The organism is Oribacterium sp. oral taxon 078 str. F0262 (assembly GCF_000160135.1).
In the GTDB taxonomy this organism is placed as follows: domain Bacteria; phylum Bacillota; class Clostridia; order Lachnospirales; family Lachnospiraceae; genus Oribacterium.
Window position 1 is genome coordinate 103817 of record NZ_GG729933.1, and the last position, 22599, is coordinate 126415.

Genomic DNA, 22599 nt, shown 5'->3' on the forward strand with positions numbered 1-22599 from the left:
AGGCAGATACGGTAAGAGCCGCTTTCGTCCTCCCTCGGGAATCGGTCCATCCCATAAAGTATTTCGCAGGGGGAAGATATCGTAAGGACCGCTTTTGTCTCTCTTCGATGGGGCCGAAATGCTCTCGGATCTTATCGAGAGAGATACCGTGAGGACCGCTTTGCCTTCCTTCAGCCTTCGGAGAAGGGAGCCAGGATATGGAACCGCTTTCCGTCGCTTTGGATCTGAATCTCTCCGAGCTCTCCGGTCTTTAGGGGAAGGATATCCCTTTCCTCAAGGCGGGAGAGCGTTTCTCTGTGGGGATGACCGTAGCGGTTCCCTCTTCCGTAAGAGAGGAGCGCATATTCCGGGCGCAGACAGTCGAGAAGCTCCTCCGAGGAGCTGTATTTGGAGCCGTGGTGCGCGGCCTTCAGAATATCGATGTCGCACAGGGCTCCGGCGGCCCGAAGGTTCTTGAGAAGCTTCTTTTCCGCCTCCTTCGGCATATCTCCCGTGAAAAGCATCCGAAAATTCCCATAGGCCAGCAGCATTCCGATGGAATGACTGTTGGCCTCTTCGATTGGCTCATTGTTTTCCGGATAGCAGCAGCGGAGAGAGGATGGGAAAGCGAGCATATCCCCGTTTTTCAGATAGCGGATCCGGCATCCGCGCCGGACCGCAAGGCGCTTTAAGATGCCGTAGCGGGGATCCTCCTCCGCGGGAGCCGGAAGAACGAGCTCCCGGATCCGGATCTGCGTGCTCTTCGAGAGAAGATATTCGATGCCGCTCAGATGATCCCTGTCGCAGTGGGTAATGAGGGCGGTGTCGATCGTGAGGACGGCCTTTGAGAGGAGGAAGGGCTCCAGTACCCTCTCCCCGAAATGTTCATTGCTGCTGGAGCCGCAGTCGACGCTCATGACCTTCCCCTTGCATTCCAGAAGAAATCCGTCCCCCTGCCCGACATCGATCGCGCTGATGAGAAGTCCCTTTGGCCTTCCCGGAAGGAGGAGAAGGAAAAAGAAAAGAAGGGAGAGAAGGGAGAGGAGCTTCCGAAGGGCCGCTCTCGGAGACGGAAGGGAGGCGGGAAGGAGAGAGCTGAGAGAACGGATAGAGCGGATAGAAAAGACGCTCCCGAGGCGGAAGGGAGCCTTCTTTCTGCGGCTTTTTCCGCCGGACTCCTCCGGCAAAGAGCGGAGGAAGCCGAGGAAAAAGAGCAGGAGGTAGGCGAGAAGGATTCGCTCCGCCCTCGGGCGCCCCAGAGTAATAAGCGAAAAGGGAAGGGAGAGGGAGAGACGGCAGAGCTTCCGCCAGAGAAAAAGGATGAAGCAGCCGCTCCCCGAAAAGACGGAGGCGAGAAAGGAGAGCGGAGGGAGAGGGAGCAGCAGAACGAGAGAATAAAAGAGCAGGGAGAGAAGGATACTGGCCAAAAGATAGGGAAGGAGCGGAAGGAGGAAGAGATTCAGAGCGGCGCCGTAGAGCGGAAACTGGAAGAAATGCCAGAGCATGAGGGGAAGCAGGAAGAGGGAGAGCCGCAGACTGGCGCTGAGGGCCGTGAGGAGGAGGGAGAGCAGCATTTGGAGCTGTCCCCGGCTATGGGAAAGGCACCTGCTTCTCCGGCCCTTCGGAAGAGAGAGCGGAAGCAGCGCGGCGAAGCTCAGCTGAAAGCCCGCGTGAAAGAGGAGAAAGGGCTGAAAGCAAAGGAGAAGAAGGAAGGCCAGGGAGAGGGAAGAGAGCATATCATAGCTTCTTCCGGCGGCCCTTCCGAGAAAATGGAGGAGGAGCATGATGAGGGCGCGGAGGATAGAGGCATGTGCTCCCGCAAGAATACCGTAGCAGAGGATCAGAATCCCGCCGAAGAGGCCGGAATAGGCCTGAGAGAGTCCGAGGAAGCGGAAAAATTCATAGGAGGCGGTGCCCAGAATGGAGAGATGGAGGCCGGAAATCGCGAGAAGATGTGCGGCTCCGCTCTCCCGGAAAAGCGCCCGGCTCTCGGTATCGAGCTCCCCGCTCTCTCCGAGAAGCACGGCCTTGCAGATTCCAAGCTCCTCCTTTGGATAGAGTGCGCTCAGGGAGTCGGAGAGGAAATATTTCCCGCTTTGCAAAAAGCGCTGCCAGGGGGATGCGCTGTCTCTGAGGAGAGAAAGCTCCTCCGCGCGGAAAGAGCCGCTCAGTCCCTGTGTTTTTTCGTAGAGGGAAAAATCGAATTCTCCCTCATTTCCGGCCCTTCGCTCCGGAAGAAGCTTTCCCCGAATTCTGACACTCTGCCCGGGGAAAAGACGCTCCTCCCCTTCGCAGTAGACGAGAAGGCGCCCGGCCGGACAGAAATAGCGGGCGCGAAGACGCGGATCTGCGTCCTCCGGGAGAGCTTCCGCGCTTCCATAGGCGCTGGAGAGCACGGCATCCTTTAGGATCAGACGGCTTTTCCCGGAGAGGATCCGGACGGACTCCACCTCCCCCGATAGGGAGAGAGAAAAATCCGAGAGCGCGGAGAGGCGCTCGCGGCAGAGAGAAAGTCTGCGGGCTTCCCTTTGGTAAGAAAATACAGCCAAAAGGAAGGGGAGGAGGGAGAGGCATAGGACCTGTGCGCGCCCGGGACAGGATATTTTCCTCTTTGGGGAAGGAAAGGGGCGGTCAGAACAGGGGAAAAGACGGAGCATCCGCATGCTTTCAGATCCATGCGGCGCGGGAGAAGAGAGAAGGAGGAGAGAAAAAAGGAGCAGGAGAGCGAAGAAGAGGAAGAAAATCCGAAGCCGGGAGGAAAGCTCTGCGGCGACACTCAGCTCACCCAGAAAAAAGAAAACGGCGGCATGAAAAAGGGGACGGCGAAAAAGCATGGAATACCTCCGAAGGATGCGTCGGGAAAGGACGAAATTTTTGCCTGAGAGATCGAAAAGAAAAAAAGAAAAAGAAGAAATAAAGAAGGAAGGAAAGGAAAAAACACCGGATTCTTTCATGAGTGAAACAATGCTTTGATCACTGCCATTATAGCAAAATTTTCCATGCCGTAAAAGAGCCTGCCGAATAAATGCGCCCCGAATCTGCCCGATGGAAGACTTCTGCGCTTTTTCTTCGCTGCATCCGCGCTCAAGACTCGGCTTCGCCCGGGAGGCATCAGCCGACCTTCCTTCGGAAGGCACTTCTCGAAGAGAAGACCCAAGGACGCTCCGAATCTGTCCGATGGCAGACTTCTGCGTTTTTTCTTCGCTGCATCCGCGCTCGGAGACTCGGCTTCGCCCGGGAGGCGTCAGCCGACCTCCCTTCCAAGCCTGCGGCATTTTTGGCAGCACAATCGGCATCACAGAGATAAGGATTTACTATGGAATATTTTACAGCGGCTGTGGCATAATAGGAGAGACCCGCAGCGGGGAAAGCATAGGAGAAGCTTTGGGAAGGAAATAGGGGAAGAGAAGATAGGAATAGGAGAACTTCTATGGAAAGCGTAAAAAAGTTTCTGAAACGAAAGGATATCATAATATCCGCAAAGCGCTATGGGATTGACGCCATGGGGGCGATGGCGCAGGGCTTGTTTTGCTCCCTCCTGATCGGCACGATCATCAATACCATCGGACTTCAGTTTGGCGTAAAGGCTTTGAGCAAAACTATAGCCACGATAGCCGGGACGGAATATACCGTGGGAGGACTCGCGGCTGCAATGAGCGGTCCCGCAATGGCGGTGGCCATCGGTTACGCCCTGCACTGTCCGCCTCTCGTGCTTTTTTCCCTGATCACCGTCGGCTTTGCCTCCAATGCTCTGGGGGGTGCCGGAGGGCCTCTGGCAGTGCTTTTCGTCGCGATCCTCTCCGCTGAAATCGGGAAGGCCGTATCCAAGGAGACGAAGGTCGACATTCTCGTCACCCCATGTCTCACTATCCTCTCAGGCATGCTGCTCTCCGCGTGGCTGGCACCTGCCCTGGGGAAGGCCGCCATGAAGCTCGGGGACATTATCATCTGGGGCACCGAGCTGCAGCCCTTCTTCATGGGAATGCTGGTTTCCCTCTCGGTGGGAATGGCGCTGACGCTCCCCATCTCCTCGGCGGCCATCTGCGCGGCCCTTGGGCTGACGGGACTTGCGGGGGGCGCAGCCCTGGCCGGCTGCTGCGCGCAGATGGTGGGCTTCGCTTTTATGTCCCTTCCGGAAAACGGCTGGGGAGGGCTGATCTCGCAGGGCCTTGGGACCTCCATGCTTCAGATGGGAAATATCGTAAAAAATCCAAGGATCTGGATCGCCCCCTGCCTGGTCTCTGTAATTACGGGACCCATCGCGACCTGCATCTTCAAGCTCAGAATGAACGGAGCCGCCGTATCCTCCGGGATGGGGACCTGCGGACTGGTAGGGCCGATCGGCGTCTATACCGGCTGGATCCAGGATATTTCCAATGGGGGAAAGACAGGGATCAGCGCCTTTGACTGGGCGGGCCTTCTTTTTATCTGCCTGATCCTCCCCGCGTTTCTCACCCCTCTTATCAATACACTCTGTATCCGCTTTGGCTGGGTGAAAAGGGGAGATATGAAGCTTTGAGGCGGGATTTGATTCTGCCTTTGCCGCGTCGCTTTTCTGAGAGGGGGCCAGTCAGACAGGCCCCTTTTCGGAGAGGGGGAGGCCCCGTGAAGAGGAGGGAAAGGCCTTTGCAAAGAAGGGGAGACCCTGTGAAGAAGGAAGCTCTGCAAGGAAGAGGGGGAGCTTTATTGAAGAAGAGGGAAGGCCCTGTGAAGAAAAGGGAAAGGCTTTGCAAAGAAGGGGGAGTTTTACGAAGATGAGAGAAGCTTTTAAAAAAAAGAGAGGCTTTGTCAAGGGGAGAGGAGCCCCGTGAGAATACGAAAAGTCCCGCAGCTCACAATGGATGCGGACTGCGGGACTTTTTCCCTTGCTGACAGTGCTTGCTTTCTCAGTTCATGGAGGAGACGGCCTTCGCGATGTGCGAGACCTTCCGGGAGGCGTTGTTCGCCTTCAGAACGCCCTTGCTCCGCGCCATGCAGATCTTCTTCTGCGCGGTCTTCAGCATGAGCTCGGCGGTCTCCTTATCGCCGGCCTCCACCGCGGCATAGACCTTCTTGATGTAGGTCTTCACCTCGGAGCGGATGGACTTGTTTCTCTCGCTCCTTTTCGCGGCAACGAGAATCCTTTTCTTTGCAGACTTGATATTTGCCATTTTCAGCCACCTTTCAATCGGAATTTCGGTGATCCGGCCGACGCGGAGGATGGGAGCGCCGGGGTTCACAGCATCGGTAAAAGGCAAAGAAGATGCGCTTTACCGGGAGAGGTTTTCAAATATCTGGACACGGACAGTTTGAAAACAGAAAAACATCACAAGAGAATGCCATCCCGAAACGGTGCTGTGGCAAAGACTTATGATATCCCAGATATCATATAAAAAAGGCCCTCCGCTGTCAATCCCTCCGAAGAGGCCCCGCGGCTTATTGTGAATGCCGTTTTTCCATGCTACTATAGGGGACAGGCCGTATGCTTATTATTATAGTCAAGGTTATAGTAAAGGGAGAGGGCGGAGATGTCGGCGCCGCGGCAGCGGTCCATTTCGTGCATCGTTCGTGGGATTCGGCGGCCGAGGCTTTGAGAGAAGAGCTTGACATACAGCTTCATTTCGCGCCGCCTGTGGGGTTCGGCTTCGCCCTTGGGACAGAAGAGGCGGTCGGCGATACAGGCGGTGCAGACAGCGGCATCAGCGATTCGGCTTCGCCCGGGGCAGAAAGAGCGGCGGAGATCGTCGGAGTCGGAGCATAGAGGAGAGAAGATGGCGAGTATCGAGCAGCAGAGGATCCGGAATTTTTGCATCATTGCCCACATTGACCACGGGAAATCCACCCTCGCGGACCGCATCCTGGAGATGACAGGCACTCTCACGGAGCGGGAAATGCAGGCCCAGGTTCTCGACAATATGGATATCGAGCGGGAGAGAGGAATCACGATTAAATCTCAGACCGCGCGAGTCATCTATCGGGCGAGGGACGGGAAGGAATATATCTTTAACCTCATCGATACGCCGGGTCATGTGGACTTTAATTACGAGGTATCCCGGGCTCTCGCAGCCTGCGACGGCGCGATCCTGGTCGTGGATGCGAGCCAGGGGATCCAGGCGCAGACCCTCGCGAACACTTATCTCGCGCTGGATCATGATCTCGAGATCCTGCCGGTCATCAATAAGATCGACCTTCCCTCCGCGGACCCCGAGAGAGCGGCGAGGGAGATTGAGGATGTGATCGGGATCGAGGCGATGGACGCTCCCCGCATCTCCGCAAAAACCGGAGAAAATGCGGAGGAGGTGCTGGAGGCCATCGTGAAGAAGCTCCCGGCTCCGGGAGGGGATGCGGAAAATCCCCTGCAGGCGCTGATCTTTGACTCCCTCTACGACTCCTACCGGGGTGTCATCATCTTTTGCAGGATCAAAGAGGGAAGTGTCCGGAAGGGGACCCCGATCCGCCTGATGGCGAGCGGGGCGGAGTTTTCCGTGACGGAGGTCGGCTACTTCGGGCCCGGCCGCTTCATCCCCTGCGAGGAGCTCTCGGCCGGCATGGTGGGATATCTCACGGCCTCCATCAAAAATATCCGGGATGCGCGGGTCGGGGACACCGTGACATCGGCACAGAGACCGGCGGAGAAGCCTCTCCCCGGCTATAAGAAGGTCCAGAGCATGGTTTTCTGCGGCATCTATCCCGCGGATACGACGAAGTACCCGGACCTTCGGGATGCCCTGGAGAAGCTTCAGCTTAACGACGCCGCGCTCCGCTATGAGCCGGAGACCTCGGCGGCGCTCGGCTTTGGCTTCCGCTGCGGCTTCCTGGGGCTTCTTCATCTCGATGTCATACAGGAGAGGCTGGAGAGGGAGTACGGCCTCGACCTCGTGACCACGGCTCCCTCCGTGGTCTACCATGTTTATAAGACGGACGGGAGTAGGATCGAGCTCACCAATCCTTCGAATCTCCCGGATCCCTCGGAGATCGACCATATCGAGGAGCCGATCGTAAAGGCGGAGATCATGGTGACATCCGAGTTCATCGGGCCGATCATGAAGCTCTGCCAGGAGCGCCGGGGGATTTATCAGGAGACGGAATACATCGAGTCGACGAGAGCGGTGCTCCGATACGAGCTTCCCTTAAACGAGATCATCTATGACTTCTTCGACGCTCTGAAATCCAGAAGCCGCGGCTATGCGAGCTTTGACTACGAGCTCTCCTCTTACCGGACCGGAAAGATGGTGAAGCTGGACATTCTGGTGAATAAGCAGCAGATCGACGCGCTCTCCTTCATCGTCCACGCGGACTCCGCCTATGAGCGGGGGAAGAAGATGTGCGAGAAGCTGAAGAATGAGATTCCCCGACAGCTCTTTGAGATTCCGATCCAGGCGGCGATCGGCGGACATGTCCAGGCCAGGGAGACCATCAAGGCCCTCCGAAAGGATGTCCTCGCAAAGTGCTACGGCGGGGATGTCTCCCGGAAGAAAAAGCTTCTGGAAAAGCAAAAGGAGGGAAAAAAGCGGATGCGGCAGTTTGGAAATGTCGAGATTCCGCAGAGCGCCTTTATGAGCGTATTAAAGCTGGACGAGTGAGGAGAGGGCGCGTTTTTTCCGGAGAGGAAGCTCTCTGAAGAGAGCGGAGCCTTCGCTCCCGGCTTGAAAATCAGGGCGCCCGGACTTATACTGTATAGGCCCATGCTGCGGAGCGGGAACGCCCTGTCAAACGGCGGAAAAGCGGCGAAAGGGACAGAGCGGAGGCATCGGGCGATCTTTATTTTGGGATGAGAAAGGGGAGCGCTTATGGCCAGAAAGGATCTGGATTGGGAAAATATCGGCTTTGCCTACCGGAAGACAGATATGCGTTATCGTTCCAACTATCGGGACGGCGCGTGGGATGAGGGAGGACTCACCCCCGATGCCGACGTCGTCCTGAACGAATCCGCCGGGATTTTGCAGTACTGCCAGCAGGTTTTTGAGGGCCTGAAGGCCTATACCTGGGAGGATGGCTCCGTGGTCTGCTTCCGCCCGGATCTGAACGCGGAGAGGATGTACCACTCCGCGGAGTGGATGGAGATGCCGCCCTTCCCGAAGGAGCGCTTCCTCTCCGCCGTCGACGCCGTCGTCCGGGCCAATGCGGACTGGATTCCGCCCTATGGATCGGGCGCGAGTCTCTACATCCGCCCCTATGAGTTTGCGAGCGGCATCGTGATCGGCGTAAAGCCCGCGGAGGAGTATCAGTTCCGGACCTTTACCACGCCGGTCGGCCCCTATTATAAGGGAGGCGCGACGCCGATCTCCATCCAGGTCTCTGACTTTGACCGGGCGGCGCCCCACGGAACCGGGGCGATCAAGGCGGGGCTGAACTACGCCATGAGTCTGCATGCCTCTGTGATCGCGCACCAGAATGGCTTCTCGGAGAATCTCTATCTGGACGCCGCGAGCCGGAGCTATGTCGAGGAGACCGGCGGCGCGAATGTCCTTTTTGTGGACCGGGAGAGAAAGCTCATCGTACCGAAATCCTCCTCGATCCTGCCCTCCATTACCAGGAGGTCCCTGGTCTATGTGGCGGAGCACTACCTCCATCTGAAGGTGGAGGAGAGAGCGGTCCGATTCTCAGAGCTTCCGGATTTCATGGAATGCGGGCTCTGCGGAACGGCGGCGGTCATCTCTCCGGTCGGAAGGATCGTCGACCACGGAAGAGAGATCAATCTCCCGAGCGGCATGGAGCGGGCCGGCGAAGTGATCGGGGAGCTCTACCGGACTCTGAGCGACATCCAGCACGGAAGGCTCGAGGCCCCGGAGGGCTGGATCCGGAGGGTGATCGAATAGGCGGATCGGAGGCATCCGCGGCGAAAAAGCCGGGGGAGCCCGGAGCGGATGGACCGCCCTGCCATAGCGGCGGGGCGGTTTTTGGAGGGAAACCCTTGGCGGAGAGAGGAAGCGGAAAAAAGAAAGACAGACAGCAGTACCTTTTGCTCAATCAGGATCTGAAGGCACAGAGCTACCGCCCCGTTTATCTCCTCTATGGGGAGGAGAGCTACTTAAAGACTTCCTATAAAAGGAGCTTTCGGGAGGCATTCGGCGGAAAAGACAGCATGAATTACAGCTATTTCGAGGGAAATGTCGAGCTCGACGAGCTTCTGTCCGTGCTGGAGACGCTCCCCTTCCTCGCGGAGGGGCGCCTGGTGATTCTGGAGGACAGCGGCTTTTGCAGGCACTCCGCCCCCGAAAGACTCTGCGCCTATCTCCCCAAGATGCCAAAGAGCAGCCACCTCATGCTGATCGAGAAGGAGGTGGACAAGAGGAACCGCCTCTATAAGCTGCTGGATCAGGGAGGGCTTTGCTGTGAGATGGCGGAGCAGGATGAGAGGGCCCTCTCCGCCTGGGTGGCGCGCATCCTGAAAAAGGAGGGAAAGAGAATACGCCCCGCTGCGATGGCGCTTCTTCTGGAGCGGACGGGAAAGAGCATGGAGCACATCCTGACAGAGCTCCAGAAGCTTTCTGCCTATCTGGGGGAGAGAGAGCTGGTCGAGGAGGAGGATCTCGATGCGATTCTCTCTCAGAATGCGGAGGACCGGGTCTTTGAGATGCTCTCAGAGCTCGGACGGGGGAACCGCGCAGGGGCTCTTTGCTGCTACCGGGAGCTCCTCGCAAGAGAGGAGGCGCCGATGAAAATCCTCGCGCTTTTCCGCCGGAGCTTTAACCAGCTTCTCCTCGCGAGGGAGTGCGTGGAAAAGGGGAGAAATGAGAGGGAGAGCGCGGGAATACTCGGGCTAAAGCCCTATATCGCGGGGAAGCTCATGGCGCAGGCGAGGCACAGCACGACACAGGACTTAAAGGAGCGCCTCGCGCGCTGCCTCCGCTACGACGCCGCGATCAAAAGCGGGAAGCTCTCCGATCGAATGGCAGTGGAGCTTCTTCTCCTCTCATAGCCGCCTTTTCTGCCGCCATGTCGGGCCAACGCAGGACGCTCTCGCTCCGGCTGCCGCGGCCAGCGGCGTGAGCGCAGAAGTCTGTCATCAGGCAGACTCGGAGCGTTCTTGACCACTTCTCGGAGAGAAGTGCCTCCCGGGCGAAGCCGAGTCGCCGGGGCGGCAGACGGCTTGCTTATGGACCAGTAAAGCGGCAGGGCGGCAGACGGCCTGTGCACAGACGGACAAAGCAGCAGTGTGGCGTGGTGCTGCTGTACCGGAGTCCGGCTGCGCAGCGGGGATCGCTCACAGATGCTTACAGCGGGACGGAAAGTTACAAGCAGGATAGAAAGGAACGGAAGAGGACAGAAGGATGGACAGGATTTATCGAAGGATGTGCGGACTTTCCCCCATACAGGAGGGGCAGAAGGAAGCGAAGCTCCTGGAGCTCTATCTCCACATCCCGTTTTGTGCGAGGAAGTGCAGCTACTGCGACTTTCTCTCCTTTTCCGTAAATGCGAGGGAGCACGCGCCTTATATCGGGAAGCTCTGCCAGGAGCTCTCGCTTTTTTCCAAAGCGGCATCAGACTATGAGATATCCAGTGTCTTTATCGGCGGGGGAACGCCCTCCGTGCTGGATCCGCATTTTATCGAAGCGCTTCTCCAGACGATCCGGGAGCATTATCATCTCCGGGACGACGCGGAGATCACGATCGAGGTGAATCCCGCCTCGACGCTCCGCTATAAATTCGCCTCCTACCTCCGCTCCGGCATCAACCGCCTCTCCATCGGCCTTCAGTCCGCGAACAATGAGGAGCTTCATCGCCTCGGCCGGATTCACATCTTTGAGGACTTCCTGAAATGCTACCAGGGGGCCCGTCTGGAGGGATTTCAGAACATCAGCATTGATCTTATGAAGAATATCCCGGGGCAGACTCCTGCCTCCTGGAGAAAGAGCCTGAAAAATGTCATTATGCTGAAGCCCGAGCACCTCTCACTCTATGACCTGATCGTGGAGGAGGGCACGCCCTTTTATGAGCTGGACCGAAAGGGAGAGCTCGAGCTTCCGGACGAGGATATGGAGGAGGAGATCGACGAAATTGCGAAGGAGCTCACGGAAAAGCACGGTTACTCGCGCTATGAGATCAGCAACTACGCGAGGCCGGGATATTTCTGTCGCCATAACTACGGCTACTGGTCCAATATCCCGTATCTCGGCTTTGGCCTGGGGGCCTCCTCCTGCTTTGAGGGGAGCCGCTGGCATAATCTCCGGGATCTTTCGGACTACCTCACCCTGGACCTCCGGAAGGATGCGGAGGCGGGGTGCCCGAAGCTCCGGGAGGAATACAAGAAGCTTTCCAGGCGGGACGAGATCAATGAATTTCTCTTCCTCGGACTTCGGCGTACCGCCGGTGTATCGGAGATCGACTTCGTCTCCCGCTTCTCGGTCGATCTCTTCAGCATCTTCGGGCCCAGCCTGAAGCGCTTCCTCCGCCAGGGCCTTCTCGTTAAGGAGAATGCCCGCCTCTATTTCACGGAGAGAGGCATGATGATCAGCAACATGCTCTTAAGCCAGCTCCTTTTGGAAGAGAATATCTGAGCCGGAAGCCATGGATAGGATTGGAAGGCCGGAAGCACTGCACTTTTCCGCTTTCCCGTATTTTCGTCAGAAAAAAGTCGCTTGACGGATCGCCGCACTTTCGGCTACCCTTAGACGGACATCGTCTGTTCCGACCGACGAGAAGAGGAAGGAGAGGATATGAAAAAATATCAGATATCCGTTTTGACAGCGGCTTTGCTGTTTCTCTTTGCGGCGTTTCCGGCCTTGGCGGAGGAGGAAATCGCGAGAGTGGCGCCGGCGGCCGCCTCAGAGGTCTTTGAAGGAGAGGATAAGGGAGCGAATGTCCCGGAGGCTGCGGCCGCTCCGGCATTGCCTGATATCGGAAAGATAGCGGAAACCCCCATCGGCAATGTGCTGACGGAGGAATCGAAGCTGTATACGAGAGGGGAGAAGAAGGGTGTCTTCATGATCACCGGCTATTACGGCGATGGAAGCACCTACTCCGGAAAACCCACAAAGAGCAATCACACCATCGCGGCGGACACAAGTGTCCTCCCTCTCGGGACCAAGATTTTCATCGGAAACACCGTCTATACGGTGGAGGATATCGGGAGCGGCGTGAAGGGACAGATGATCGACATCTATTTCGACAGCAGAGAGGAAGCGCTCGGCGTGACCTGGAACGGAAACCGATATGCGGAGGTCTTCCTCGCCGTTCCGAAGAAATAGAGCGGAGAAGGGAAAAAGATCGCTGCTGTCATGCCGAGCGGCGTATGAGCGCAGAAGTCTGCCATCAGGCAGACTCGGAGCGTTCTTGACCACTTCTCGAAGAGAAGTGCCTCCCGGAGGGAGGTCGGCTGAAGCCAGCCGGGCGAAGCCGAGTCTCGAGCGCAGAAGTCTGTCATCAGGCAGATTCGGAGCGTTCTTGACCACTTCTCAAAGAGAACTGCCTCCCGGAGGGAGGTCGGCTGAAGCCACCCGGGCGAAGCCGAGTCTTCGGGGCGGCAGGCGGACTGCTTACGGAGCGGCCGCCCGGCAGAAGAGGAATAGGGGACTGATACAGCGGAATCGAGGAGAGAAGGAAAGAAGAGCGGGCCTGTCCCGCTTTTTTTTTCTGAGAAAACTTGGATTTATGCTTGACATCCGGAAACGCGGATAGTATCATACTGCATAGATGTTAGCACTCCGATCAATAGAGTGCTAACAAAGAAGAAGCAAAGCGAGTGCTCAGAGTACTTCCCGGGAAAGGAGGGAGAGGATGACATTGGACGATCGAAAGCTTATTATTCTCACTGCGATCATCAAAAACTACCTCGAGACCGGAGAGCCGGTGGGCTCCAGAACCATCAGCAAATACTCCGGGCTGAATCTGAGCTCCGCGACGATCCGAAATGAGATGAGTGACCTGGAGGAGATGGGCTATATCCTGCAGCCGCATACCTCTGCCGGCCGAATTCCCTCCGACAAGGGCTATCGCTTCTACGTGGATCAGCTCATGCAGAAACAGGTGCGGGAGCTGGATGAGGTGAAGAGCAGCATGTTCCAGCGGGTGGACCGCCTGGAGACAGTCCTGAAATCCCTGGTCCGAAGCATCGCGGAGAATACCCACTACGCGGCGATGATCTCGGGGCCGAGCATACAGAGGAGACGGATCCGCTTCCTCCAGCTCTCCCTCGTGGACTCGCGGAGGCTGCTCCTCGTCGTCATGTTTGAGGGAAATATCGTGCGAACCGCGATGGTCCGGAGGGACGAGAGGGAGGAGCTCGATTTCAACACCGTGCTCTCTCTGAATCTTCTCCTGAATGATGAACTCTCCGGCCTTGGCGGCGATGATCTGACGGAGGGGAGATGCGCGAAGGTCTGTGCGAGATCCGGCCTCCGCGGCACACTCCAGGCCATTTTGAAAAGCCTTATCTCCATCCTGGACACGGACGGGGAGGAGAGGCAGATTTACACCTCCGGGGCGACGAATATCTTCAAGTATCCGGAGCTCACGGATTCGGAAAATGCAGAGCGGCTGATCGCCGCGCTCGAGAAAAAGGACGAGCTCCTGGAGCTTATGGAGGAGCCGGACTCAGAGTCCAAGGGACAGATACAGGTCTATATCGGAAAAGAATCTCCGCTTCGGGACATAGGAGACTGCTCCGTCGTCACCGCAAATTATGAGCTTGGGAACGGCATGCGGGGCACGATCGGCGTGATCGGACCGAAGCGGATGGACTACGAAAAGGTTCTGGAGATCCTCACGAGGCTTATGAACGAGATGGATCAGGCCTTTCCCGGAAACGGATAGCGGGATAAGGAAGGGAAAGGACCGGAGCGCGAAAGAAGCGAGAAGGAGGACTTATGTCGGAGGATTGGAAGACGCCCGGAGAGGGCGGGAGCGAGACAGAAGAGAATGTAATCGAAGAGAGTGTAAAAGAAGAGAGAAAAGAGGAGAAAAAGAACGAGAACGCCTCGGAGCAAGGCGAAAGCGCGCCGGAGGAGCCGGGGGCGGAGCAGAGAGAGAAGGCAGAGGAAAAGCCGGAAGAGGAGGCGGAGAGAGAGTCGGGTGAGGAAGAAGGAGAGCGCGCTCCCGATTCAGAGCGAGCGGAGAACGAGCCGTCGGACGGAGCGGAAAATGAGCTTTTGAAAAAGCGCTATGAGAAGGAGCTGTCCGATTGGAAGGATAAATACACCAGGCTCTACGCGGAGTTTGATAATTACAGAAAGCGGACGGAGCGGGAGAAGTCCCGGATGTTCGAGCTCGGCGCAGGGGATGTCATAGAGAAGCTTCTTCCCATCGCGGACAATTTTGAGAGAGCATTGGACGCGCTCTCTGAAGAGGAGAAGGAAGAACCCTTTGAAAAGGGAGTAGACGGGATCTACCGCCAGCTCCGAAAGCTCTTCTCGGATCTCGACGTGAAGGAGATCGAAGCGGAGGGAAAGAAGTTCGATCCCGCGCTTCACAATGCCGTCATGGCGGACGAGGAGGGAGATGCGGAGGAAGGCACGATCACCGCAGACCTCCAAAAGGGCTATACCTTCCGGGGCTCGGTGATAAGGCACTCCATGGTGAAGGTAAAGAAATGAGAATAACTTTCTGTTGATTGCATCTCTATCTGTCGGGCAGCCGCTCCAACACAGGACGCTCTCGCTCCGACTGCCGCGGCCAGCGGCGCGAGCGCAGAAGTCTGCCATCAGGCAGACTCGGAGCGTACTTGACCACTTCTCGAAGAGAAGTGCCTCCCGCAAGGGAGGTCGGCTGAAGCCACCCGGGCGAAGCCGAGTCGCCGGGGCGGCAGACGGCCTGCTTATGGAGCGACTGCCCGGCAGATAAGGCGGTGAAGCAGAAAGGAATTGATACAGGCACTACAGGCGCTCGGCAAGGAAAAGCCGTAAAAACCAAAGAGCTTAGAGAAACCGAAAAGGACAGAAGAAAAAAGAAGAGACAGAAGGGAAAGAAAAAGCAGAGGAAGGCAGCAAGAAAGAAACAAGAGCAGTAAGAAGAGGCAGAGCCAGCAGGAAGAAGTAGCAGAACTAAAAGCATTAAGAAAACGAAGAGAAGCAGAACGAAGGAAGAGCAGCAAAAGAAAACGGATTCGAAGCGGAACCCGGAAGGATCCGGGAAAAGGCTTGGGAAAGGAAGAGGAAGCTATGGGAAAAATCATCGGAATTGATCTTGGAACGACAAACAGCTGTGTGGCAGTCATGGAGGGCGGAAAGCCCACGGTCATCCCCAACTCGGAGGGTATGAGAACGACCCCGTCCGTGGTGGCGTTTACGAAGAATGGGGAGCGTCTCGTGGGAGAGCCCGCGAAGCGTCAGGCCGTGACCAATGCGGAGAGGACGGTCTCCTCCATCAAGCGGCACATGGGGACAGATTATAAAGTATCGATTGACGGAAAGGATTATACGCCGCAGGAAATCTCCGCGATGATCCTTCAGAAGCTGAAGGCGGACGCGGAGGCCTATCTCGGAGAGAAGGTCACGGAGGCCGTCATCACCGTCCCGGCCTATTTCAACGACGCGCAGAGACAGGCGACGAAGGACGCGGGGAAGATCGCGGGACTGGATGTGAAGCGGATCATCAACGAGCCGACAGCGGCGGCGCTCGCCTACGGACTGGATGATGAGTCCGAGCAGAAGATCATGGTCTATGACCTCGGAGGAGGCACCTTCGATGTCTCCCTCATCGAGATCGGAGACGGCGTCATCGAGGTTCTCTCTACGAACGGAGACACGAGGCTCGGCGGAGACGACTACGACGAGCGGATCACGCAGTGGATGATCGACGAGTTCCGTAAGGCGGAGGGCGTGGATCTCTCGAAGGACAAGATGGCGCTCCAGAGACTGAAGGAGGCGGCGGAGAAGGCGAAGAAGGAGCTCTCCTCCGCGACGACGACGGAGATCAATCTGCCCTTCATTACTGCGACGGATGGAGGGCCGAAGCACCTCGACATGAACTTAAGCCGGGCGAAGTTCGAGGAGCTCACTGCGGATCTCACGGAGAGGACGGCGGTCCCCGTGCAGAACGCCCTGAAGGACGCCGGACTCACGTCCGCTGAGCTCTCCAAGGTCCTTTTGGTCGGCGGATCCACCCGTATGCCTGTGGTGCAGGAGAAGGTGAAGAGGATCACCGGAAAGGAGCCCTCCAAGACCCTGAACCCGGACGAGTGCGTGGCTCTCGGCGCGGCGGTGCAGGGCGGAAAGCTCGCGGGAGATGAGGGAGCGGGCGATGTCCTTCTCCTGGATGTGACCCCGCTGACGCTTTCCATCGAGACGCTCGGCGGCGTGGCGACTCCGCTCATCAAGAGGAATACTACCATCCCGACCAGGGCCTCCCAGATCTTCTCGACCGCGGCCGACAACCAGACCGCCGTGGATATCCATGTCGTACAGGGAGAGAGGGAGTTTGCGAGGGACAATAAAACTCTCGGACAGTTCCGCCTGGACGGCATCCTCCCGGCGCAGAGAGGCACGCCGCAGATCGAAGTGACCTTCGATATCGACGCAAACGGCATCGTCAATGTCTCTGCAAAGGACAAGGGAACCGGAAAGGAGCAGCACATCACCATCACCTCCGGCTCGAACATGTCGAAGGATGATATCGATAAGGCCGTGAAGGAGGCTGCGCAGTACGAGGCGGCGGACAAGGAGAAGAAGGAGGCCATCGAGGTCAGAAACGGTGCGGACTCCATCGTCTTCCAGACGAAGAAGGCACTTGAGGACGTAGGGGACAAGATCTCCGAGTCCGACAAGTCCCAGGTGGAGGCGGATCTTAAGGCACTGGAGGATGTGCTCGCGGCAAATCCGCTCGAGGGCATCACGAAGGACGGCGCGGAGCGCATCAAGGCCGCGCAGGAGACGCTCATGAAGTCCTCTCAGGCCCTCTTTACGAAGGTCTATGAGAACGCGCAGCAGGCCGGCGGACAGGGTGCAAACGCGCAGGAGAGCGCTTCCTCGGAAAATATGGGCGAAGCGGGGTCCGATGCGAAGGATGACGGCGTCGTGGACGGGGACTTCAAGGAGGTCTGATCCCCGGATCCCGGGCGGGACGGAAACGAGGAGGGGGCTTTGGAAAGGATGGCTGCGCTCTTTTTCGCAAAAATCCCCGGAGCCCCCGAGAGTGACCTGGAGCAACTGCTCCGGGTCATAGGCATTTTGTGCTTTAGGAAAGACAGGAGACGATAAATGGCAGAGAAACGGGATTACTACGAGGTGCTCGGAGTAGAGAAGACGGCGGATGACGCTGCCATCAAGAGGGCCTACCGAAAGCTCGCAAAGAAATACCATCCGGACGCGAACCCGGGGGACCAGGGCGCTGCGGAGAAATTCCGGGAATGCTCTGAGGCCTACGCGGTTCTCTCCGACCCGGAAAAGAGGAAGGCCTACGATACCTATGGGCACGCGGCCTTTGACCCGAACTCCGCGGCGGGCGCGAGCACGGGCTTTGGCGGCTATGACTTCTCGAACATGGACTTCTCCGATATCTTCTCCGATTTCTTTGGAGCAGGCTTCGGGGGGTTCAGCGGCTTTAGCGGGAGACAGCAGCAGAGGGGTAGCCGGCCCATGCGGGGGGATTCGCTCCGGGCGGGGCTTCGCATCAGCTTCGAGGAAGCGATCAAGGGCTGCGAGAAAAAGCTGAAGATCCGCAGTAAGGACAGCTGCCCGAACTGCCACGGCAGTGGCGCGAAGCCCGGCACGCAGCCGGAGACCTGTCCGCGCTGCAAGGGAAAGGGCCAGCTTGTGATGACGCAGCAGAGCTTTTTCGGCTCTGTGCAGCAGGTTGTCACCTGCCCGGAGTGCCATGGAAGCGGGAAAATCATTAAAGAAAAGTGTCCGGACTGCCGCGGCGAGGGCTATATTACGAAGGAGAAGGAGCTCTCCGTCAAGATCCCGGCGGGGATCGACGACGGACAGACCCTCCGGCTCAGCGGAAGCGGCGACCCCGGGTTAAATGGCGGACCGAGAGGGGATCTCCTTGTGAACATCGCGGTGGGGCAGCATCCCTTCTTCAAGCGGCAGGGCACCAATATCTACTCCACGGAGGCCATCAGCTTCGCGAAGGCGGCGCTCGGCGGGAAGACCATCGTAAAGACCGTGGACGGCCCGGTGGAGCTCTCCATAAAGGCGGGGACGCAGACCGATACCAGAGTCCGTCTGCGCGGAAAGGGCGTCCCGCATCTTCAGAGCCCCGGAGTCCGGGGGGATCAGTATGTCACACTGGTGGTATCGGTCCCGACGAAGCTGAATAAAAAGCAGCAGGAGGCGCTGAAGGCTTATGCGGAGGCGGTCGGGGAGACGGCATAGCACCAGCGATATAAGTTCCTTATTTCCGGGCACAGACTCCGCCGAGCGGGCAGCGTCCGGGCCGGGGATGCGAATATCCGTTATGAAGAAAGGGGAGTGGAGCAGACGGAAGGGATGAGAGAGATTTATCTGGACAATTCGGCGACGACCAGAGTCTTCCCCGAGGCGGCGAAGCTCGTGGAGCAGGCGATGCTCTCCGACTACGGCAATCCGTCCTCGAAGCACAGGAAGGGCCTGGAGGCGGAGCGTCTTTTTCGAAGGGCAAGAGAGCAGGTCGCGCATACCCTCAGAGTGAAGCCGCGGGAGATCATCTTTACTTCCGGAGGGACGGAATCGGATAATGCGGCGCTGATCGGCGCGGCGCTCGCAAAGAGGAGACAGGGAAAGCATATCATCAGCTCCAATGTGGAGCATGCGGCGGTCTATCAGACGCTTTCTTTCCTCGAGGAAGAGGGCTTTGAGATCAGCCTGCTTCCCGTGGACAAAAAGGGGCATATCTCCCTGGAGGAGCTTCGAAATGCGCTCCGCCGAGATACTGTCCTCGTGAGCATCATGTATGTGAACAACGAGATCGGCGCTCTGGAGCCGATCGGAGAGATCGGGCGCATTATAAAAGAAGAAAATCCGGAGACGCTTTTTCACACGGATGCGATTCAGGCCTACGGAAAGTATGAGATTCGCCCGAAAAAAGAGAGGATCGACCTCCTCTCCGCGAGCGGGCATAAGCTTCACGGGCCGAAGGGGACGGGATTTCTCTATATCGACGAGCATGTCCGCATCCACCCTCTGATCCTCGGAGGAGGACAGCAGGAGGGGATGCGCTCCGGCACGCACAATGTCCCCGGCATCGCGGGCCTCGGCCTCGCCTCGGAGCTTTGCTGCCGGGACCTTCCTGCCCGGGTGCAGCGTCTCCGGGAGATGAAGGACCGGCTGATTGACGGTCTCCTCGCGCTCCCCGGAGTCAGAGTGTACTCGGAGAAGGGGGAGGGCTCCGCGCCGCAGATCGTCTCTGCCTCCTTTGAGGGGGTGAGGGCGGAGGTGCTCCTCCATGCTCTGGAGGAGAGAGGGATCTCTGTGAGCTCCGGCTCCGCCTGCTCCTCGAATCACCCCGGGATCTCCGGCACGCTCCGCGCGATTTCCGTCCCGGAGAAGCTTCTCGATTCGACGCTCCGCTTCTCCTTTGGCTTCTACAATGAGCCGGAGGATGTCGACGCGGCGCTCGCGGCCCTCTCGGAGCTTCTTCCGATCCTCCGCCGCTTCTCAAGGCGCTGATCCGACCGCTTCCGGCATACAGAAGGCTGCCGCGCTGCGATCGCTCTGTGAGCCTTCGCGGCCGTGCATATGGCTTCGCGCTTGCTTTCCGCAGGGGCTCTCGTTTTTCAGTATGCACGCCGTCCGATCCTTGGATCGGCGGCTTCCGGGAAAGCCAATCGCCCGTTTGCCTTCAGTCCTCGAGGAAGAGCATGAGGAGGCTCAGCGCGCACAGCGCCGCGGTCTCCGTTCGGAGGATGCGCTTTCCGAGGCTCAGGCATTCCATCCCGGCCGCCCTCGCCTCTGCGATCTCCTCCTCGGAGAAGCCGCCCTCCGGCCCGATGAAAACCGCGATTTTCCGACGCCTATCCGGCGTCTTTTTTTCGTTCTCTGCCCCCGCTCCTGCTTCTGCTGGACGGGCGGCCTCTTTCCATGGCTTTCGGAGACCCAGGAGGAGCTCTCTCGTCCGCTCCGCCCCCCTCGCATTTTCGTAGGGGATCAGGCGGAGGGAGAAGTCCGGAAGCAGCGAGAGCGCGTCCTTCCAGCGCATCGGGAGCATGACCTCCGGAATGATCGAGCGCTTGGACTGCTTCGCGGCGGCCTCTGCGATCGCCTGCCAGCGCTGCCTCTTTGCGGCGGCCTTCCCCGGGTTCAGCCGGACGACCGTGTTCCGGCTTTCAAGAGGGACGATCCCCCGCACGCCGAGCTCCACCGCCTTTTGGAGGATGAACTCCATCTTGTCGGATTTTGGGAGCCCCTGAAAGAGCCAGATGTCCGCCGGGAGCTCATGGATCTCCTCCCGAAAGCAGATCCTGAGAAGGATTTCCTCCTCCCCGAGCTCCGCCACTTCGCACTCGTAATCCGTCCCCTCCCCGTCGGAGATGAGAACCCGCTCTCCGGGACGCGCCCTCAGCACATTCTTCAGATGCCTTAGATTCTCTCCCCGGAGCCGCACCTCCCTCTCCGAAATATCCGCTGCTTCCGCAAAAAAATGATGCAAAATTCCCTCCCCGCCGTCCTATCACACAGCTCGCCCGCAGCCCTGTTTGACCTTATACAGGTCGCCTGTCTCCCTAACCTTTTTTTCTATGCATAAGCTGCCTGCTGCCCCGCCTGCCGGTCAATTTATAAGCAGGCCGTCTGTCGCCCCGGTGACTCGGCTTCGCCCGGGAGGCATCAGCCGATCTCCCTTGCGGGAGACACTTCTCTCCGAGAAGTGGTCAAGAACGCTCCGAGTCTGCCTGATGGCAGACTTCTACGCTCACGCCGCTGGCCGCGGCAGTCGGAGCGAGAGCGTCCTGCGTTGGAGCGACCGGTTGGCAGAAAAGGCGCCAATGTAACGCAAAAATAAATTTTGTGCCAGGCGAAAAAGGCGGCAGCCACATTGCCTATGATAGAGCATCCCCCGGGAAAAATCCATTGCCGGAAGAAAACTCTCTATTTCCCCGACTCTCCGGATCTGGCGCTTCGAATCTGCACTACGCCCCATCCCTCTCCGGGTATGAGAGCGTATTCGCCTTTCTATCTTTTTTCCCTCCTTTGACGAGGTCGGAGCTTGGACCCGGCCGCCAAAGGAGGGAAGAGTATGGAAAGGGGGGGCATGCCCTCCGGCAGCCTTGACAGGGGGGAACGCCCTGTGGGAGAATGCAGGGAGTGAAGCATAAGCGCTGTGAAAGGCGGATACGCGGGAAGGGGCGGAGAAGAGATGGTCTGGAGGAAGTATACGATCCATACGACGGTATCGGCGGAGGAAATTCTGCTTTCGGAGCTCGCGGAGCTTGGCATCCTGGGGGCGGAGATCAGAGACCGCGTGCCGCTCTCCGAGTCCGAGAAAAAGGAGATGTTCATCGACATCCTCCCGGAGCTCGGGCCGGACGATGGGAGGGCGGAGCTTTGCTTTTATGTGGAGATTCTGCCGCATGATGAGAAGGAAAGACGTCTTTCAGAGCTGAAAAAGAGGCGGGAGGATCCCGGCGTGGACGCAAGCTACCTCCCAAACTCGGACAATCTCTATACGGAGGAGGAGATTTCTTCCTTACTCCGGGAGCTTCGCGATCGGATCGAGAGAATGAGGGCCTGCTGCGATATAGGAGAGGGCAGAATCGAAAGCTCCGAGACCGAGGACAGGGACTGGATCGACAGCTGGAAGAGCTTCTTTCATCCCTTCAGCGTGGAGGACATCCTCATTAAGCCAAGCTGGGAGGAGCTTCCGCCGGAAGCGGAAGGGAAAACTGTGATCGAGATCGACCCGGGGACCGCCTTTGGGACCGGAAAACATGAGAGCACGCAGCTTTGTCTCCGCGGTCTGAAGAAATATGTAAGGCCCGGCATGCGGGTTCTGGATATCGGGACCGGCTCCGGCATCCTCGGGATCGCCGCGCTGAAGCTCGGCGCGGCAACGGTCGACGCCACGGACCTGGATGAGGCGGCGGCAGAGGCCGTGAGAGAAAACCTCCTCGCAAACCGTCTCCCCCGGGACCGCTTCCGCCTTCGCATCGGAAATGTCATCGGCCCGGAGGGGCAGGAGCTTCGGAAGGAGCTCGGATTTTCCCGCTTTGACATCGTCCTTGCCAATATCCTGGCGCCGGTCATTATCCTCCTCAGCGGGGTCGCCGGAGATTTCCTGAAGCCGGGCGGCGTCTTTCTCTGCTCCGGCATCCTGAGGGAGCGGGAAGAAGAGGTTCTCTCCGCCTTCCGGGAGAGGGAAGCGCTCTGGGAAATCCTTTCGATCACCCATCAGGGCGAGTGGAGCGGCATCGCGGTCGGGAAAAGGGCAGCGGAAGACTTTCGCCCTTTGCAGACTCATCAACATCAACCACGGTGAACCTGATGTCTGGGATCTAATCGGATGATCTTATAATAGCCGGCTTCGATTACGACATGGATCCGGAAAGTATCCGTTACTCCATAATGGTAGATTTGCATGCCCCTGTAGGTATCGTTGCTGTCTGGTTTTCTGGAAAAGGCCTTATCCACTTGAGTAACGGTCATATGTGATACTTTATCTAAAAAGGCCTGAAACTGTTTTATGTTTTCAGGCTTCAGATTTTTAAAGGAGTAACCATTCTCCAAGGGGTACTTAAAGCACAACTCGAAGGGCACCTCTCTATTTTGTTTTTGCGTTAATTTTGCCATC

18 protein-coding genes are annotated in these 22599 nt (G+C 57.9%); 14 read left to right on the plus strand and 4 right to left on the minus strand.

Features of this window, described 5'->3' with window-relative positions; translation table 11 throughout:
* Positions 1 to 170: 170 nt before the first annotated feature.
* A complete protein-coding gene (locus GCWU000341_RS00495; RefSeq protein ID WP_207635061.1) occupies positions 171 to 2813 on the minus strand; it encodes a DNA internalization-related competence protein ComEC/Rec2 in 2643 nt (880 codons plus the stop codon).
* A 596-nt stretch (positions 2814 to 3409) separates the two neighbouring features.
* On the opposite strand from GCWU000341_RS00495, the gene GCWU000341_RS00500 reads away from it, so the two are divergent.
* Positions 3410 to 4498, plus strand: a complete 1089-nt coding sequence (locus GCWU000341_RS00500; protein ID WP_009213637.1) for a PTS transporter subunit IIC — start codon at positions 3410 to 3412, stop codon at positions 4496 to 4498.
* A 367-nt stretch (positions 4499 to 4865) separates the two neighbouring features.
* On the opposite strand, the gene rpsT is transcribed toward GCWU000341_RS00500, so the two are convergent.
* The gene (gene rpsT / locus GCWU000341_RS00510) at positions 4866 to 5129 is read right to left on the minus strand and encodes a 30S ribosomal protein S20 (protein WP_036599125.1); all 264 of its coding nucleotides are present in this window, start codon (positions 5127 to 5129) and stop codon (positions 4866 to 4868) included.
* A 311-nt stretch (positions 5130 to 5440) separates the two neighbouring features.
* Between rpsT and GCWU000341_RS00515 the strand changes: the two genes are divergently transcribed.
* The 12 genes from GCWU000341_RS00515 to GCWU000341_RS00575 all read left to right on the plus strand — a co-directional run bounded on the left by GCWU000341_RS00515 (position 5441) and on the right by GCWU000341_RS00575 (position 19484).
* The gene (locus tag GCWU000341_RS00515) at positions 5441 to 5719 is read left to right on the plus strand and encodes a hypothetical protein (RefSeq protein ID WP_009213640.1); all 279 of its coding nucleotides are present in this window, start codon (positions 5441 to 5443) and stop codon (positions 5717 to 5719) included.
* Between the two features lie 10 nt (positions 5720 to 5729).
* Positions 5730 to 7541 carry a translation elongation factor 4 gene (gene lepA, locus GCWU000341_RS00520; RefSeq protein WP_009213641.1) on the plus strand — a complete coding sequence of 604 codons (1812 nt, stop codon included), beginning with the start codon at positions 5730 to 5732 and terminating at the stop codon, positions 7539 to 7541.
* A gap of 207 nt (positions 7542 to 7748) precedes the next feature.
* A complete protein-coding gene (locus tag GCWU000341_RS00525) occupies positions 7749 to 8777 on the plus strand; it encodes a branched-chain amino acid aminotransferase (RefSeq protein WP_009213642.1) in 1029 nt (342 codons plus the stop codon).
* Between the two features lie 95 nt (positions 8778 to 8872).
* The gene (gene holA / locus GCWU000341_RS00530) at positions 8873 to 9880 is read left to right on the plus strand and encodes a DNA polymerase III subunit delta (RefSeq protein WP_009213643.1); all 1008 of its coding nucleotides are present in this window, start codon (positions 8873 to 8875) and stop codon (positions 9878 to 9880) included.
* A 352-nt stretch (positions 9881 to 10232) separates the two neighbouring features.
* Positions 10233 to 11459, plus strand: coding sequence for a radical SAM family heme chaperone HemW (gene hemW, locus GCWU000341_RS00535; RefSeq protein WP_009213644.1), 1227 nt, complete (start codon positions 10233 to 10235; stop codon positions 11457 to 11459).
* A 159-nt stretch (positions 11460 to 11618) separates the two neighbouring features.
* Positions 11619 to 12149, plus strand: a complete 531-nt coding sequence (locus GCWU000341_RS00540) for a 3D domain-containing protein (RefSeq protein ID WP_009213645.1) — start codon at positions 11619 to 11621, stop codon at positions 12147 to 12149.
* A gap of 529 nt (positions 12150 to 12678) precedes the next feature.
* Entirely contained in the window at positions 12679 to 13713 is a 1035-nt protein-coding gene (gene hrcA, locus GCWU000341_RS00550) for a heat-inducible transcriptional repressor HrcA (protein ID WP_009213647.1), read from the plus strand.
* A 53-nt stretch (positions 13714 to 13766) separates the two neighbouring features.
* Positions 13767 to 14492: a nucleotide exchange factor GrpE gene (gene grpE, locus GCWU000341_RS00555; protein ID WP_009213648.1), complete on the plus strand. Its 726-nt coding sequence runs from the start codon at positions 13767 to 13769 to the stop codon at positions 14490 to 14492.
* 251 nt (positions 14493 to 14743) lie between these two features.
* Positions 14744 to 14905, plus strand: a complete 162-nt coding sequence (locus tag GCWU000341_RS13355) for a hypothetical protein (protein WP_155812537.1) — start codon at positions 14744 to 14746, stop codon at positions 14903 to 14905.
* 151 nt (positions 14906 to 15056) lie between these two features.
* Positions 15057 to 16937, plus strand: coding sequence for a molecular chaperone DnaK (gene dnaK, locus GCWU000341_RS00565; RefSeq protein ID WP_036599120.1), 1881 nt, complete (start codon positions 15057 to 15059; stop codon positions 16935 to 16937).
* A gap of 156 nt (positions 16938 to 17093) precedes the next feature.
* Positions 17094 to 18212: a molecular chaperone DnaJ gene (dnaJ, locus tag GCWU000341_RS00570; protein ID WP_009213652.1), complete on the plus strand. Its 1119-nt coding sequence runs from the start codon at positions 17094 to 17096 to the stop codon at positions 18210 to 18212.
* Positions 18213 to 18326: 114 nt separating this feature from the next.
* A complete protein-coding gene (locus tag GCWU000341_RS00575) occupies positions 18327 to 19484 on the plus strand; it encodes a cysteine desulfurase family protein (protein WP_040653113.1) in 1158 nt (385 codons plus the stop codon).
* A gap of 172 nt (positions 19485 to 19656) precedes the next feature.
* On the opposite strand, the gene GCWU000341_RS00580 is transcribed toward GCWU000341_RS00575, so the two are convergent.
* The gene (locus tag GCWU000341_RS00580) at positions 19657 to 20463 is read right to left on the minus strand and encodes a 16S rRNA (uracil(1498)-N(3))-methyltransferase (protein WP_009213654.1); all 807 of its coding nucleotides are present in this window, start codon (positions 20461 to 20463) and stop codon (positions 19657 to 19659) included.
* A gap of 705 nt (positions 20464 to 21168) precedes the next feature.
* Here GCWU000341_RS00580 and prmA point away from each other — a divergent pair.
* A complete protein-coding gene (gene prmA, locus GCWU000341_RS00585) occupies positions 21169 to 22287 on the plus strand; it encodes a 50S ribosomal protein L11 methyltransferase (protein WP_081443129.1) in 1119 nt (372 codons plus the stop codon).
* Here prmA and GCWU000341_RS00590 read toward each other — a convergent pair.
* The gene (locus GCWU000341_RS00590; protein ID WP_009213657.1) at positions 22275 to 22598 is read right to left on the minus strand and encodes an MAG6450 family protein; all 324 of its coding nucleotides are present in this window, start codon (positions 22596 to 22598) and stop codon (positions 22275 to 22277) included. The two genes, prmA and GCWU000341_RS00590, sit on opposite strands and share 13 nt — an antisense overlap.
* Position 22599 lies beyond the last annotated feature (1 nt).